Source organism: Acinetobacter sp. N1-1, assembly GCF_056711485.1.
Genome location: NZ_JBWXUO010000012.1, coordinates 1,601,986 through 1,617,647, shown reverse-complemented (window position 1 = coordinate 1,617,647; position 15,662 = coordinate 1,601,986). Strand labels below are relative to the sequence as shown.

Sequence of the window (15,662 nt, the reverse complement as noted above, 5' to 3'; positions counted from 1 at the left end):
GCATATTTATGAATCATCATTTATCACAATTACACCCATATCCTTTTGAAAAGTTAAATAAACTTTTTTTAGATATTCAAACTGTCGACTTACCACTTATTCCACTATCTATTGGCGAACCAAAACATCCTGCGCCACAGATTGTTATTGACTCTTTAAACCAAAACTTTAAACACCTTTCAACATACCCAAGTAGCAAAGGTCTACCTGAACTACGCGAAGCAATCGCAAATTGGCTAAAAAAACGGTTTCATTTAAATACCATTAGCGCTGATGCAGAAATTTTACCCGTTTCTGGTACACGTGAAGCAATATTTTCATTCGTACAAGCAGTTATTAACCGTGAAGACAATCCATATGTAGTCATGCCCAACCCTTTTTATCAAATCTATGAGGGGGCAACAATATTAGCAGGAGGCACACCATACTTTATTAATTGTACAGCAGAAAATGGATATTTAGGCGATTTTGATGCAGTACCTGCAGAAGTATGGAAAAAAGCAACACTTCTCTTTATATGTACTCCAGGCAACCCAACAGGAGCAACATTTTCTAAAGAACAACTTCAAAAACTGATTAAACTCTCTGATCAATACAACTTCACAATTGCTTCAGATGAATGCTATTCAGAACTATGGTTTGAACAACCACCAGTCGGATTGCTTGAAGCATGTGCAGATATGGGACGCAATGATTATAAAAATTGTGTTGTATTTCATTCATTGTCAAAACGTTCAAACTTACCAGGGATGCGCTCTGGCTTTATCGCTGGCGATACAACACTATTAGCACCATACTTACAATATAGAACCTATCATGGTGCAGCAATGCCTGTACAACACCAAATCGCTTCTATGATTGCATGGAATGATGAAACCCATGTAGAAGAAAATAGAAAACTATATCGTCAAAAGTTTGATCTATTCCAAAACGAGCTAGGTCATTTACTCCCATTACAAAAACCAGATGCAGGATTTTACTATTGGTTAAAAGTAGATAATGATGAAACCTTTGCCAAAAAATTATTACAACAGGCAAATATTAAAGTACTTCCTGGGCGTTATTTATCTAGAGAAACTGCTCATGGTAATCCAGGAAAAAATCATGTACGTATGGCACTTGTCGCAGATATTCAACAATGTGAGGAAGTCGTCAAGCGACTAAAAAATATTTTATAAAGATATGGGGAGTTATACTCCCCATTTATTTTATTAAATATGACTCAACATACTATGACAATTAAACACATCATACTTTTTAATTACGAAACTCGAATGTAGTGCAGTCACATTGTCTATTTTTGCAATATGGCGCAGAAGAATTTCACTATAGTTTTCCATATCTTTAGCAACAAGTTCTACAATAAAATCTGCACTCTGTCCTGTTACCAAATAAGCATTAATTACCTCAGCAATCGATTCAATTTCTGCTAAAAAAATATCAAAAGTTTCACTGTCATGCTTACTTAAGGAAACTTGCAAAAGAATATGTAATTTAAAACCTAATTTTGCATAATTAATTTCTCTTTTTAAGCCTGTCATCACATTTGCTTCAATAAGTAGCTTAATACGGCGATGTACAGAACTAACAGATAAATTTATTCGCTCAGATAATTCATTTAAATTTAAATCTTCGTGCGTTAAAATTTCAAGGATTTGTTTATCAAAACGATCGAGTTGCATATTTTCCCTTATAGTTAAGATTTTTAAGGAAAATATATCGAGGTAGGTATAAAATTTTAAGGGTCAAGGGAAAACAATTAGTTTACTTTAAACAGCTCTATGTTGGTAACATATTACTGATACAGATCAACTTTTGGTTTACTGTGTTTAAAGCCGAGAACGAACCTTTTGAGTTAAGTCAGCAATCTCCCAATCTAACTGACGATATTCTCGATCCCCATCACACCCTGATTTATAATATAGCGCTAACCGAATCGAATTATTTTCCTAAATAAAATAAATATTGACTTATTTCTAGAAAAAATTCCACAAAAAAAACATTAATTACAATTTTTTCCCAATTGTTTTATTTACAGCCTATTTTTTTATTGTTTTTCGAAAAATACAGGGAAATATTTCTAGTAGCTATTTACATTCCTATACATCATATTAGATATTAAGATAATCTTTTAAAAAGGTATTTATCATGCATACAAATAAATATGATCAACCTATTGGCGAGCCTTTACCCAACTGGAGTGAGCGAGCTTATCCCCAAAGGAAAATACTTGATGGCCAATACTGCAAATTAGAACCTTATATCGTAAATCAGCATGCACAAGATTTGTATGATGCTTATAGTCAAGCACCAGACGATAGAGATTGGACATGGTTACCGATAGGGCCTTTTCAAAGTTTTAATGATTATCTTGAATATGCAAGACAATTTGAAATGACCCAAGATCCTATACATTATGCTGTAATAAATAAAGAAAGCCAAAAAGCCGTAGGCTCTATTGCTCTTATGCGTATAGATACAGCAAACGGTGTTGTAGAAATGGGGTATGTACTTTATTCACCTTTACTTAAAAAAACCACAATCGCAACAGAAGCTCAATTTCTCCTCATGCAATATGTATTTGACGAACTTAAATATAGAAGATATGAATGGAAATGTGACTCTTTTAATGAGCCATCTAAAAAAGCAGCACTACGTTTAGGATTTACCTACGAAGGTACTTTTAGAAAGCTCATTGTTTATAAAAATAGAAGTAGAGACACATCTTGGTTTTCTTTAATAGATAGTGAATGGTCACTCAATAAATCTGTACTTCAATCTTGGTTAGATCCAAATAACTTTGATCAAGATGGTCAACAGATTTTATCTATTCAACAAATACGTGATCAGAAAAATTTATAGTTTTTGATATGTCCTACACGTAATAGTGTGTATGACATACAAGCTATATAACCTCAAACTCTATACGTCTATTTTTCTTACGACCCTCTGCAGTTGTATTATCTGCCACTGGTTTTTCTGGTCCTAATCCATGCGCACTTAAACTTGATGAATTAATCCCCTTTGAAATCAGATACTTTTTAACTGATTCAGCACGATCATAGCTTAATAGCGTATTTTTCTTTAAATCACCTGAGCTATCGGTATGCCCAATAATTTTAATATTCTTACCATTTAGTTTTTGTAGAGCCAATGCCATTTCATCTAAAATTCGCTGTCCTGTTACAGTTAAAATAGCGCTACCAGATTCAAACTCAATAATTCGATTTTTTAATGCATCATCAACAATTTTTTGCTCTTTCACATCTATAGATAAATTTGAATTAAAATCAAACATTGGATCTATAATAGACTGAAAAGCTGTCCGAATAGCTTTATCATTTTGATCAGATATTTTACCTGTCAACTCAACATATGTACCTTGAACCATGAGTTGCCCCTGTTTCACTTTTTTAAGATCAGTATTAATTAATTTTTCAACAGCACTTGTCCATTCACTGGGTACAGATACCGATCTCACCTCAATTTGATCAACTACCTGATCATTTCCATATACACTATGTAATTTATCTAGCACTGTTTTTTTACTGGCTTCGTTAGGTACAACACCCTCAATAATAATTGGCTGTGTATGACCGAATTGGGTTACCCCTAAGCTTGCAATCATAATACAATTGGTAATTACTGACTTTAACATCAATCTGTTCATTTTTTTTCAGCCATATCTTATATAAATATCTGCATAAACATTTTTATGCCTTGTCTTAAACTCATCTGACGATCACACAAAGCTTGTTTTAATCGAACTAACCCAATATTTTGGTCGAGATACTGCTCAATCCATGCTGTATCTTTTAAAGTAACCCATCGTGATGTTGAAAAATCCTGAATTAATATGTCGCTTAATGCACGAATGTCTGTTCCCTGAAAGCCAAATAATAATACTGGGCTTTCTTGATGTAGAACTCCTATAAGAACATCCGTATTTTGTTTACCGATAAACTGATTAATGAGACCAACCCAAAAAGCCGAAATTTCATATTTATATGTGTCATTGAAAATTGGAATCACCAACACTTTATTCAACTTACCCGTTCCATGCTGAATAACAGGTTGTAATAGAAGTCCAAGTGCGATCATCATTTGTGCAAGCTCAGCCATACTCATATTCATGAGTTTTGCAAATGAATAGACAGTATGTTCATCTAAAAAGTCAGTATGACTGTGCGCAGTAAAAACCTCTATCTGTGTATTCAGATCAGCCAAACGCTCCAATAATTCTGTTGAGTTTGTTGCTTTGCGCAGTGAGATATTTTCTCGAAGCAAATTCAAAAGTACCTGTTTATAAGCATATGGTGCATATAACATGTTCTCTAGAGGTGATTGCACCTCTAGAAACTGCCCAAGAACCATAGGAAACTTTCTACCCGAACTGTCTTCACTCGCCACTAAATTTGCAACTAAAAAGTTCTTACCTTGAGGATTTGCAATAAAGAAATCTAAAGGTGCAAGGTTATTATAACGTACTGAAAAATAATCTGATTTTATGCAGATATCCAATGCTTGAGTAATCCATTGATCAATTGTTTGAGTTAATGCATTTTGACCTTTACTCTTTATAAAATCTCCACGAGATGGATTTTTTCCATAATAAAATGGTGTCGAGATTAAAGTTTGCATATTACTTTGCTCCTGCCATTGACTGTGCAGAAACCACTCTTGCAACTTTATTCGCCGTTACTTGATCAACAAGTTTTAATCCTGCATAACCACGCCCAGAACCTACATTACTGGTTGTATTCCCACTAATTAAACGGAAGTTTAATTTCACATAAAGCTCTGAGTTTTTAGGGTTTGCCCAAGTCATTTCCATAACACCGTCATGTTGATTACGTTGAGCAGAATCAATTAATCGATTAATCCCATATTCACCCGGTGCATCAAAAATAGTATGTACTTTTCCTTCAAGATCAACCACTGTGATACGCACACCCGGTGTTGAACCTGGATTTGGCCAAACAAAACTTACCCATTGTTGAATCCCATTTTCATAGAACATACGTTGACCATCTATGTCTAACGTATACGATAAAAGTGTTGGATTCTGTAAAGGATAAAATTGGAAGTTAGATTGATTAGCTGCAACAGGTGCCTGATTAATTCCGCCCGTAGCAACACCATTTGCAGGTGCAACGTAACTTTGGAAGTTCGCAATAAATTGTGGATTTAAATTAACCCCTAAATCTTTCCAAGTTTTAGATGAAATAACATAACCACGGCGTACAATTAATGAGTCTAATGTTTCTTTTACAAAACGTGCAATACTGCCATTTTCTCCAAATATTTGACCAATTTCCGCACTGGTTGCCTGAATATTTGCTGTGCCATTAAATGGATACTTCTTCGCCAAGTTCTGATTAAATGGCTGAACGATCTGTAAATTCCATAGTTTATTAACCTCATTTTGAGCAGGTGTAAGTAAGCTCTCAAAACACTGTATAAATGGACTCACGATAATTTTATGCACAATTTGTTGATTTTGTGAGTTAAGGCCAACTGTTAATTTTTCATCCATATTTTTTTGAACTGAATTAAAAATAGAATTCTGATCATTTAATGTTTGACTCACTGTCATTAAAGCATTTGGCCCAATGTCTCCAGTATTCTTAAGGTTATTAAACTTACTCCGTACCTGTGCCAAATTGTTTAAATAATCATCTAGCAATGACTTGTTTTGCTGATCATCACGTTTTCTCACAAATTCATAAAAGAACGTAAACTCTTGAGAAATATAACCTTGTGGTTGTTGGGCAACCTCACGTGCAACTACGTTAGAACTTGTTTGATTAAGCACTGTGCGTTTAAACCATGCGACAAATCCTGTTTGAGGTGTCGCGAGTTCAGCCTGAACCACAGGATTATCCCAACTCGTTTCCTGAGCAATTTTTTCCATTAAAATACGGATTGGACTACGCTTTTGCTCTCCCAAAACATCTATAAATTGAACAGCAGTCGTAAAGTCATCTGTTTTCGCATAATGAACCTCACCTAAGAATTTTCTCCACTCATTCACATAATCCTGTTTATACAATTGTACCAATTGCTTTTGAATTTGGTCTGGACTACCACTTAGAGTGAGATCATCTGCACGTACACTATTTAAAACCCAATCTTTAGTATCGGTTGGTTTATTTGCAGCTTCATCAATTGCTTTAGAAACATACTCTTCCCATGCCTTTTGCGTAAAAGCACCTGATAACTCATAACCACCAAAAATTGTTTTTTTATTGTCGTTCCCAACAATTTGCGCAATAGTTAACGGAGGAAAACGAACAGCAGCACGTGTTTTAATTTGGCTATAAACACGATTGATCGCTGGTGTTGCTTGTACAACTGAAATAAGTAATTGACGTGTCTGATCTATCAAATGTGGATTAGACTGTAAAACAGGAAAATGCTTATCTGTAGATAATGTGATTAAGTAACTGAGTACTTGTTCTGCTTTTTGAGTCGTTTCTGCTTTAGGCGCACTACCCTTATTCTCATCTAACCACGATCTCCAAAATCGAGTAATCTGATCACTCAAATGTGTAGGATCAATATATTGAGGATTCCCCATCATAATATAAAGTTTAAGCGCATTATAAATATCTTGAGGGTCTGTTTCAGATGGGTCTAATGATTGTTTAGCTTGAGTTACTTGTGGTGCTTCAGTATGTTTAAGTAATGTATCTTCTTTCCCTTTTACACGTTTTAAATAGTCTTCAACTCTTTCATTGGTTGGTTGCAAGATAATCTTTTGAATACCCTTTAAGTATTCAATTTTCACTTTTTCATATAGCTTTTCGCCTTGGTATAGACCAAAAGAAAACTTATAAGAAGATTGCTGATTTAAATCATCTAATTGCTGTAGTCTATTTTGTAGAATCAATAATGCATCAAGTTGAGTAGGTAAATCTCTACTAGATACTTTTTCTATTTTTTCAACTTTATTAAAATCTGCCTGAACATCTGCAATCAATTGTTGATTGTTTTTATAAGACCAAACCCAAAGCCCAAGTATAGTAGAAACTGCCAGTAATCCAACAATAAATAAAATATGCCTTTGGCGCTTTCTATTCGAGTTAATATGCTGTTTTACAAGATTCTTATCTTTAAGCACAACCTCAGAGAAAAGACTTTTCAAAAAGTAACCATGCGTTTGTAAGCCCGCTTTATTGCGATTTATACTTTCGCCTAAAGCAACACGCTGTAATTGAAAATCTTCTGAAATTTTGTCTGTCATTGGACTTTCAATATGGCCATCTTGTAATGCACTTGTAAAGTAAAAGCCACGGAATACAGGTTTGAATTGGTATGGATTATCTTCAAATAAAGCACCAATAAATGATTTTAAAGCAGGTTTAATCATTTTAAATTCAAGTGGAAAGGTCATTACACTTGGTGAAACATTATCTGCATGTCTGCGACTTAGATGCGTTGTACTTAAGTTCTTTAACCCATCATGCAAAATCGTATAATGCTCATCGAATAATTGCATTGCGTTTTGAGACGATTCTGCATCATAAGCCAATGTTGCCCCCCAAACCTGATCGAACTCTTTGCCTTCATAACATTCAAAGAACTCTGTGAAGCCAGCAATAAGATCCATTTTTGTAAATACCACATAAATTGGTACAATTACTTCTAGACGTTCGGTAATATCTTGAATACGGGCACGTAGATTTTTCGCAAGTTGCAATGATTTTTCAGGACTTTGACTAACCAGTTCAGCAACACTGACCACCACTAATAATCCATTAATCGGTGCTTTAGAACGATTTTTCTTTAATAAACCAAGGAAATCTAACCACTCTTCTTTATCTTCGGCATAAATTGAATAACGTCCTGCCGTATCTAATAAAATTCCATCAGTAGAAAAAAACCAATCGCAATTTTTTGTACCGCTTTGTCCAGAAGAAATGGCTTGCTGATGCTTTTCTTCGAATGGAAAATTTAACCCAGAGTTATATATTGCAGAACTTTTTCCAGCAGCAGGATTACCAATTACCATATACCATGGAAGCTCATATAAGGCAGCATTTCCACTTTTATCACCTAGCTTAGATTTACGAATCAACTGAATAGATTCCTTCATCTGTTGCTGAATTTGTGCCAACTCTTCTTTGTCTTTGGACTTGCTATATTCTTTTTCTGTTTCATTTTGAATAATGTTTGAAAGGTCTTCCCCTTTAGCAATATTTCTTCGACGATCAATCAACCAATAAATGCCGTAACCAATTAAACCTAAAAGATAAAGCCCCAATAACAGCCAAAAAATACGGCGTGGTAAAACACTATAAGAAGATATAAGTGAAATAAATAATGAAAGTGCAATAATTGCCTTTGGATTAGTGATGTACTGCCAAAGGTATCCTAAAATTGTGTACATTTTACTCTCGTGAAAATTGGGTTAAATATGTTCGTGATCGTCTTCAGGTTTTGGTTTAATCACAACCTGAACCTCTGGCAGATCTAGACTGTAAAAAAAACCAGTAAGGGTATGAGGTATGTGTAACCCCGCGAGAAATCCAAAAACTTTTGATAGTTGCTCAGTACTGCCTAAGCTGAATTTGGTATAGATCAAATGATGAATCTCAATAGGCGTACTTTCAAAGTTCTTAATGACTTTTTTATTGGCCTTAGGTGTTCTCATATCATCAGGGATAATTACAAAAGGTTCATCCTCTTCATACTGAGATAAATCAGTAAGATGAAATGTACTTAATGTTTGAGCCAAGTCTTTTTGCTCAAGCTGAATAAAGACTTGCTTTAAAACTGGTATATTTTCAAATACTATTGACGCAGAAGATATACAACAACTCCCAATAAACTCAGATGGTATGTAATCTGCACCAACAGACATTACTCCGTCCAATGTGTCTTGATCAATCTCAGACTCTACAGCCAAAATAAAAGAAATCTCACTTAAATCTTGTGTGTTTGATTGGCATAATTCCACTAACTTGTGATAAGCAGAGCGTTCACTGCAATAGTGATACTCAATATTGATTTGTTCAGATAAGATACCCAACTCGTCTAAATAGCTTTCACACATTTCCGTTGTTGCGAGCTCATTCCACGAATGTTGAAGTGTTGATGGAAGAAGTATCAATAAGTTTAATTGATCTAATTTTTGGACTTTTTCTGCGATAGGCTCTTCAATATCTTCGGAAGCATCATAGTCTTCACCGATCCAAGCAGGATGCATTTTGTATTGATATGCCAATTGAGTATCATAAAAAAGTGCAGACTCCTTCAATTGTTTTGCAATTGAAGAAAATATATTACGATTTTCTTTGAAATGCGCAGTGATTAGATTCATCATTCTAACTTGTAAAGGTAAAACATCTAAATGTTGTTCAGCGACATCTTCAAAATATGTTTCATCTATACGGTAACTGAGTAAACGTTCTCCATCGTGTCCAATAAGATCTTTATCTAGATCTGGTGCTACACCTTTAGCTATTTTTGCGACTAATTCTTCATTACTTCCCAATTGGCTGAGAAGTGAAGCTGAATATATATTTAATTCGATTTGCTCTACTTCTGTTTTAGGCAATGGTTCATTGGCTTCAACCGCATTTTTCGCCTCATTCTGAGCGATTTCTTCTTTTTGCTTCTTATGTTGATACCATTTCCAAGCCAAATAAGGCATTAAGACCAAACATGAAATACCTAAAGGTATACATAGAAAATAAATAAGAATATCTTTTGCTGTCGGATCAAAATGCAAATCCCTCCAGTAAAAAACCATAAGTAGTGCTGTGGCCGTAAAAATACTTAATACCGTACTTAAAATAATTTTTAACATTCAACATCACCCAACAAGGTATAACATGTTTCCTCATTGTCAGAAAAGTGATCTGCCATTAAGGAAGCTCCCCAACCTAAGCCAATCGAATCCGTCATATTCAGTTGCAGTGGTTTAATCGACTGTTGGTCTAAAATCAGTCGAAGATCTACCTTCAACGTTGGACTACACCACTGCTGTAAAATACTTTTAAGTTTTAGACTCTGTGCTTTAGACGGGAGATAATCTAAATAATCTTCATAGCTCAAAGGTCCAATCGTAATTTCAACCTTATCGCCAATTTGGGTAATGTATTCACCACAAAATGTATTCACACCTAATTGCATATGGCTATTTTTAGAACTAAGTATGGTTCTTTGATCTTTTTCTAACCGAAACTGCTCTTCTACAAACTCTTTCACATCTATAGATGGATGAAAAATAGCTTTTAGAACCTTATTCAGTGCATGTGAGTTATTATTCTGTCCCTGCATTAACCCTGAAAATTCAGCAAAATAATGCTCAAATTGAGCTTTCTTATCTTCATCTTTTACGGTATAACCATTTAATGCATGTACAATATTAAGATAATGATTTTCTTCATTAATCTCATATTTTATAGGTAAGTTATATGCCAAACTTGCATCGATATATTGTGATACCAACTTATGGTTAAATAATCCGATAAACTTTTGTGCTTCATTTCGATACGCTCGAGGAGCCTGTCTAATCTTATTTGTATAAACATAAGGAAAAGCGCCCTGTATACCTGTTAAGCCCACCATAAGATTGATAAGCTCAATTTTAGAATCGGAAATTTTTAAACTTTCAATTTCTGAAGTCGGAAATTTCAAATTCAATGAGCTTTCAAATTGAAATGCATCTGCCCAAAACCTATGTTGTTTCACATAGGGAGTATTTCTCATTAATCGTACAGACTGTATCAACTCAAAACTGGTTGAGTGATGAAATAATTCGTCAATTACAGAAGATTCTTGCCACCAGCGCTCTGTATGCATTGGTATAACTCCTGACTAGAATTCTGATCAATCACCACAACTTCAACGAAGCTGTTCATCTGTACTTTTAAATTAAAAATCTCACTTAAAAGCTGACTAAAAATATAGAGACTATGTCCTCGGAATACAGATGCATCGACGGTAATACATGCTTTAATTCCACGAACAAATATTGGAAAGGGATTTACACCCATCATTCGACTGGTAGTTTTAAATTCGGTACTTTTAATCGAATCTATGAGTAAAAAGTTATCCTGTGTCTTAGGTAAATTATAAAGTTGTAGTAACTCTCTAATTTGATTAGTAGCGTTATCTCCCATAATCGCCAACATATTTAAAGATAAATGGGAAATGACACGCCACTGCTCTTGTTTAGTTTGTTGAAAATGATGTGTTTTTGAAGGTCTTTTTAAGGCAAAAGCACGGCGTGCAATTGCAGTATCATTCAAATTAAAAATATTGTTACTTGCAACTAAAACCTCATGTGGTAGGTCACCATTCGAGCACAGTAAAGTTGCACTCATAAAATCAGACCTTACCTCATCTGGATTAAGTTGTTTTGAGATAATTGAGTACGTATTTTCAATTTTTTTACCATAACTTTGTTTTTGGTTTAGCGTATAAAAAAACTGATTACCGTCGTCGGCATAATGACTTAGTGCAAAAAATGGTAATACTGGTAAAGCAACTTCATTTTTATTCGTTTTCTCGCGAATCATCGTCATATTTAAAACAGAATATAATTTATAACATTCTGGGTGATGAACATCCGTAACTAATGGATATTCTAATTTTTTATGATTAATCTTCTGAGGTTCAGCCTTTTTCTCGAATAAATTGACAATTGGTGTGGTAAATAACTTAAAGTTTTCCGTACTTAAATCTGAGTAACTATGAACAATCGCCTCGTCATTCAAATTAAGATTTAAATGAATTTGTATTTGAAAAGAACTCTTACCTAGTGGTAGATTTTTTAAAAAATCTAGGTTCATATTGATGTAATTAAACTTTTCAGGAAAGCAAAAATACTCCATTAACAATCTATATGCATGATGCGTATATTGGTCGACAGGCAATAAGCTTTCTGACTCTGAAAAACCCATGACTTCAAATGGGTTTTGAATTGAAATAATTTTGTGATCTATTTTTAAGCTAAAATGCGTACCTGTACGGAATATACCATCAAGCACATGTAAGGCAAAATTAGAAATCGTATCTAAGTAAATAGGTAATTTCTTTTCTTTTAGCCAAATATGGGGCTGATTAAATAATTCAAACCCTAAAGTAAGCGTTGCATTATGTTCGGCCGTTCTATGCTGTCCAGGATTCGTACTAAACTGAATTGTATTTAATTGAACAGGCAGTAAATCTACCTGTGTACTAGTAATAAACTCACACTGTATTCCATTTAAGCTTCTTGACTTCAATAAAGTCTTTGCTGGTATTTCGCTGGCTTCCGTCAGCTGTTTTATTTTATTTTTATCTTCAAAACTTACAATACTGCATGAAGGAAAATGTCTCAAATATTGAGGAAACATAATTTCAAACAAAGATTTCGTAAACATGTCATAACTGTCAGCAAGTTTCTTATCCATTCTTGCTGCAATTAATGAGAAAGACTGAATGAGCCTTTCAATATGCGGATCATCTATTTGCTCTTGATTTAAAGATAGCCTTTGAGCAATTTTAGGATATTTTTCAGCAAATACTCTTGATTGTTGGCCAAACTCTTGTAACTGCTTTTCATAATAAGGCAATAAATCTTCAATCATGTTTTTTCCTGTATTATCCTTTCGCAGAAATTACATATTGTTGAGTAACAGCATTTAGTAATGCATCAAAAACAATGGGTTCGCACAATGGATGTACATTCAGGTATGCCTGAATACTTAAACATAATGAACCTACATTATTTCTATCCATTAGCATTTCAACTTGAATATTACGTAATCTCGGCTCGTGTGCAGCAATAGATTCTTCAATAGAAAAACAAATTTTGTCTCTATCTTTTGGATTGGCAGTAGACAGCCCCACAAAGTCAATAATGCCAAATTGAGCTATTGATGATTTTGCTAATGGAAAATCTTCAAGATCCTGACTTAATCTAATCATGCGATTATTTAATAAGTCTTCCAAATCTGTAGCAATCGATTCTCTAAGCTCTTGTAAAGACAGACCATGAAGTTCATCCGTTTGAGGAATTAATCGGTCAAACAAAGTTGGTCTAAATCCAAATGGAAATAATTGATCTGAGTTCATTTTAAATTCTAAAAAAGAGCAAACCGAAAACAACGAATTGCTTCCGATTTGCTGTCTCATTATTATGCAGTGTAAGATGCGGTGTTATTCGAAAGCGACCACTTCTTCGTGACCGCTCCTTTCGCTGTACCATTAATATCTTGCTGGTTATATGTCCATTCAACCGCAGCATATTTCAGTCCAAATGACTCAGTTGGAACCCCTTCTTTGTCTACAACAGGGTTCACACTTGAAACAAGAACGTGCTTGAGTTTAATTTGAAGATATTTAATACGCTTATCGCCATTTGCACGATAAAAATCGATTTGAACTTCGTCGAATGTATAACCTGCAGAGCATGCTTCCCATAGCTTAGGACTTGTTGCATCTAAATCTTTTACAAACACCATATCTGAATGTTCTACACGTTCAGCTGTATGACCACCTACACTAGATGATGTTGCAGATTTAGGTTGACGAATATTATGAACCCAAGAATTTACCTCTAACCAACCTTTATGCTCAGAGTCTCTTGACTCACCGTCAACTTTATATTTACCGCGAAATTCAATATATATATCTTTCATATCAATACCTTTTATAATAAAAAATGTTACCTTCTAATTAGTTAGAAGACTGAGGTAACTCGGTGACAAGTCTTAATGAAACGGAAAGTTCATCCAACTGGAAATGCGGTCTTAAAAATACAACTGACTTGTAATGACCCGGTTCTGCTGGATTTTCTACAACTTTTACAGATGCTTCACGTAATGGAAATTGTGCTTTTGCTTCTTGGGATGCGCCATCATCTAAAAGTACGTATTGTGCAAGCCACTCGTTTAAAAATGCCTCTACATTTCCAGCAGATGCAAAGCTTCCCACTTTATCTCGCATCATGGCTTTTAAATAATGGGCAATACGAGAAACTGCCATAATGTATTGAATTTGGCTTGACAATGCTGAGTTCGCATTTGCAGCATCATTGTCATATTTTTTTGCTTTTTGAGTCGATTGAGCGCCAAAGAACGCCGCATAATCTGTATTTTTACAATGTACTAGAGGAATAAACCCTAAATCACTCAGTTCTTTCTCACGACGGTCAGTAATCGCAACTTCCGTTGGACATTTAAAAGTAACTTCTCCATCGCTTGTTTTAAATGTATGTACTGGTAAGCCTTCAACTAGTCCACCACCTTCAACACCACGGATAGCAGCACACCATCCATGTTTATCAAAGGCATCAGTGAGTCGTGTTCCAAAGGCATATGCCGCATTCATCCACAAGTATTCATCATGGTTTTGACCTGAAACTTGCTCGACGAAATTAAATCCATCTGTTTGAATACCATCTTTCGGATCGTAAGGTAAACGACCAAGTACTCTTGGCATTGCCAAAGCCACATAACGAGAATCATCACTTTCTCTGAAAGAGCGCCACTGTACGTATTCAGCAGTTTCAAAGATTTTAGATACATCACGTGGACGATCGATATCTGTAAAAGACTCTAAGCCTAAAATGTTAGGACTCGCAGCAGAAATAAATGGTGCATGTGCAGCAGCAGCTACATGTGACATTTGCTCAAGTAGATAAATATCTGCAGGCGTGCGATCAAACTCAAAGTCTCCTATCAGAGTCGCATAAGGCGCGCCACCAAATGATCCGTACTCTTCTTCATATACTTTTTTAAATAAAGTACTTTGATCAAAGTCTGTTGCGCTTTGAAAATCTTTAATTAATTCTTTTTTCGTTGTATTTAAAATACGAATTTTAATTAAAGGATTCGAAGGTGACTCTTGACAGAAATAATATAAACCACGCCACGTAGACTCAACCTTTTGAAATTCAGGGTTATGCATGATCTTACTCAATTGTTTTGAGATCATTGCATCAATTTCAGCAATACGCTTATCTAATGCAAGCGTCATGTTATCGGAAATTGTTACCGTACCTGCCATGACTTCTTTAGCAAGCTCACCAATCAGACTTTTTGCACGTGTATGCTCTTCATCACTACGTGCAATATGGCTTTGCTCTACGATAGAGTCTAATAAATTAGTACTCTCCTGATAGTTCGCAGTATTTTCGCTCAGTGATGTATTACTCATCGTCTACTCCAGCTTCTTTGCTTAACTGCTGTAGCTGTGCAGTGTTTTTAAGAACATCATCCAATAAGTCTTCAAGCTTTTCACTATTCGAAATTTTGTTACGCAAATCCGTTAACTTTTCACGTGCATCTACAAGTTTTTTTAATGGATCAATTTGCTGTGCAATATTCTCTGGTCTAAAGTCATCCATCGATTTAAATGTTAAATCGACCCCCATCGAACCGCCTTCTTCAGAAATGGTATTTTCTACACCAAATGTAGCGCGTGGTGCTAAAGAGGTCATTACCTCATCAATATTTTCTAGATCTACATTAATAAACTTTTTATCTTTCAGCTTTATCTTTTCAACTTGCGATGCTGCGGAAAAATCTCCCATTACACCTACGACAAAAGGTAATTCTTTGACTTCTTTGCCATCTCCAACTTCCACATCATATGTTAGTTGTACTCGAGGTGGTCGAACTCGTTGTAATTTCTTTTGAGCACTTTCTCTTTTAGCCACGTTT

General features: G+C 34.9%; 13 protein-coding genes. 2 read left to right on the top strand and 11 right to left on the bottom strand.

Features of this window, described 5'->3' with window-relative positions; genetic code table 11:
- Positions 1–8: 8 nt before the first annotated feature.
- Positions 9–1,178 carry a succinyldiaminopimelate transaminase gene (gene dapC, locus AC1MPL_RS07975; RefSeq protein ID WP_479765263.1) on the top strand — a complete coding sequence of 390 codons (1,170 nt, stop codon included), beginning with the start codon at positions 9–11 and terminating at the stop codon, positions 1,176–1,178.
- 33 nt (positions 1,179–1,211) lie between these two features.
- Here the strand turns inward: dapC and AC1MPL_RS07970 are convergent, their stop codons facing one another.
- Complete coding sequence (locus AC1MPL_RS07970; protein WP_479765261.1) at positions 1,212–1,682, bottom strand: Lrp/AsnC family transcriptional regulator; 471 nt, start codon at positions 1,680–1,682, stop codon at positions 1,212–1,214.
- Positions 1,683–2,148: 466 nt separating this feature from the next.
- On the opposite strand from AC1MPL_RS07970, the gene AC1MPL_RS07965 reads away from it, so the two are divergent.
- Positions 2,149–2,862 carry a GNAT family N-acetyltransferase gene (locus AC1MPL_RS07965; protein WP_479765259.1) on the top strand — a complete coding sequence of 238 codons (714 nt, stop codon included), beginning with the start codon at positions 2,149–2,151 and terminating at the stop codon, positions 2,860–2,862.
- Between the two features lie 43 nt (positions 2,863–2,905).
- Here AC1MPL_RS07965 and AC1MPL_RS07960 read toward each other — a convergent pair whose 3' ends face one another.
- From AC1MPL_RS07960 to tssB, 10 genes are all read right to left on the bottom strand, one after another.
- Positions 2,906–3,670, bottom strand: a complete 765-nt coding sequence (locus tag AC1MPL_RS07960) for an OmpA family protein (protein ID WP_479765257.1) — start codon at positions 3,668–3,670, stop codon at positions 2,906–2,908.
- A 17-nt stretch (positions 3,671–3,687) separates the two neighbouring features.
- Complete coding sequence (gene tagF, locus AC1MPL_RS07955) at positions 3,688–4,641, bottom strand: type VI secretion system-associated protein TagF (protein WP_479765255.1); 954 nt, start codon at positions 4,639–4,641, stop codon at positions 3,688–3,690.
- 1 nt (position 4,642) lies between these two features.
- Complete coding sequence (tssM, locus tag AC1MPL_RS07950; protein ID WP_479765253.1) at positions 4,643–8,392, bottom strand: type VI secretion system membrane subunit TssM; 3,750 nt, start codon at positions 8,390–8,392, stop codon at positions 4,643–4,645.
- Positions 8,393–8,413: 21 nt separating this feature from the next.
- Positions 8,414–9,814 carry a hypothetical protein gene (locus AC1MPL_RS07945; protein ID WP_479765252.1) on the bottom strand — a complete coding sequence of 467 codons (1,401 nt, stop codon included), beginning with the start codon at positions 9,812–9,814 and terminating at the stop codon, positions 8,414–8,416.
- Positions 9,808–10,812: a type VI secretion system baseplate subunit TssG gene (gene tssG / locus AC1MPL_RS07940; RefSeq protein WP_479765249.1), complete on the bottom strand. Its 1,005-nt coding sequence runs from the start codon at positions 10,810–10,812 to the stop codon at positions 9,808–9,810. The genes AC1MPL_RS07945 and tssG overlap by 7 nt, the downstream gene beginning before the upstream one ends.
- The gene (tssF, locus tag AC1MPL_RS07935) at positions 10,776–12,584 is read right to left on the bottom strand and encodes a type VI secretion system baseplate subunit TssF (protein ID WP_479765247.1); all 1,809 of its coding nucleotides are present in this window, start codon (positions 12,582–12,584) and stop codon (positions 10,776–10,778) included. Before tssF ends, tssG begins: the two co-directional genes overlap by 37 nt.
- Before the next feature lie 13 nt (positions 12,585–12,597).
- Complete coding sequence (gene tssE / locus AC1MPL_RS07930; protein ID WP_479765245.1) at positions 12,598–13,071, bottom strand: type VI secretion system baseplate subunit TssE; 474 nt, start codon at positions 13,069–13,071, stop codon at positions 12,598–12,600.
- A gap of 62 nt (positions 13,072–13,133) precedes the next feature.
- Positions 13,134–13,637 carry an Hcp family type VI secretion system effector gene (locus AC1MPL_RS07925; protein ID WP_479765243.1) on the bottom strand — a complete coding sequence of 168 codons (504 nt, stop codon included), beginning with the start codon at positions 13,635–13,637 and terminating at the stop codon, positions 13,134–13,136.
- 37 nt (positions 13,638–13,674) lie between these two features.
- Positions 13,675–15,156, bottom strand: coding sequence for a type VI secretion system contractile sheath large subunit (tssC, locus tag AC1MPL_RS07920; RefSeq protein ID WP_479765241.1), 1,482 nt, complete (start codon positions 15,154–15,156; stop codon positions 13,675–13,677).
- Positions 15,149–15,658, bottom strand: coding sequence for a type VI secretion system contractile sheath small subunit (tssB, locus tag AC1MPL_RS07915; RefSeq protein WP_479765239.1), 510 nt, complete (start codon positions 15,656–15,658; stop codon positions 15,149–15,151). Before tssB ends, tssC begins: the two co-directional genes overlap by 8 nt.
- Between the last annotated feature and the right edge of the window lie 4 nt (positions 15,659–15,662).

Coding starts and splice junctions, on each gene's coding strand:
- dapC (WP_479765263.1), top strand. CDS start 9: ATGAATCATCATTTATCACAATTACACCCATATCCTTTTGAAAAGTTA.
- AC1MPL_RS07970 (WP_479765261.1), bottom strand. CDS start 1,682: ATGCAACTCGATCGTTTTGATAAACAAATCCTTGAAATTTTAACGCAC.
- AC1MPL_RS07965 (WP_479765259.1), top strand. CDS start 2,149: ATGCATACAAATAAATATGATCAACCTATTGGCGAGCCTTTACCCAAC.
- AC1MPL_RS07960 (WP_479765257.1), bottom strand. CDS start 3,670: ATGAACAGATTGATGTTAAAGTCAGTAATTACCAATTGTATTATGATT.
- tagF (WP_479765255.1), bottom strand. CDS start 4,641: ATGCAAACTTTAATCTCGACACCATTTTATTATGGAAAAAATCCATCT.
- tssM (WP_479765253.1), bottom strand. CDS start 8,392: ATGTACACAATTTTAGGATACCTTTGGCAGTACATCACTAATCCAAAG.
- AC1MPL_RS07945 (WP_479765252.1), bottom strand. CDS start 9,814: ATGTTAAAAATTATTTTAAGTACGGTATTAAGTATTTTTACGGCCACA.
- tssG (WP_479765249.1), bottom strand. CDS start 10,812: ATGCATACAGAGCGCTGGTGGCAAGAATCTTCTGTAATTGACGAATTA.
- tssF (WP_479765247.1), bottom strand. CDS start 12,584: ATGATTGAAGATTTATTGCCTTATTATGAAAAGCAGTTACAAGAGTTT.
- tssE (WP_479765245.1), bottom strand. CDS start 13,071: ATGAACTCAGATCAATTATTTCCATTTGGATTTAGACCAACTTTGTTT.
- AC1MPL_RS07925 (WP_479765243.1), bottom strand. CDS start 13,637: ATGAAAGATATATATATTGAATTTCGCGGTAAATATAAAGTTGACGGT.
- tssC (WP_479765241.1), bottom strand. CDS start 15,156: ATGAGTAATACATCACTGAGCGAAAATACTGCGAACTATCAGGAGAGT.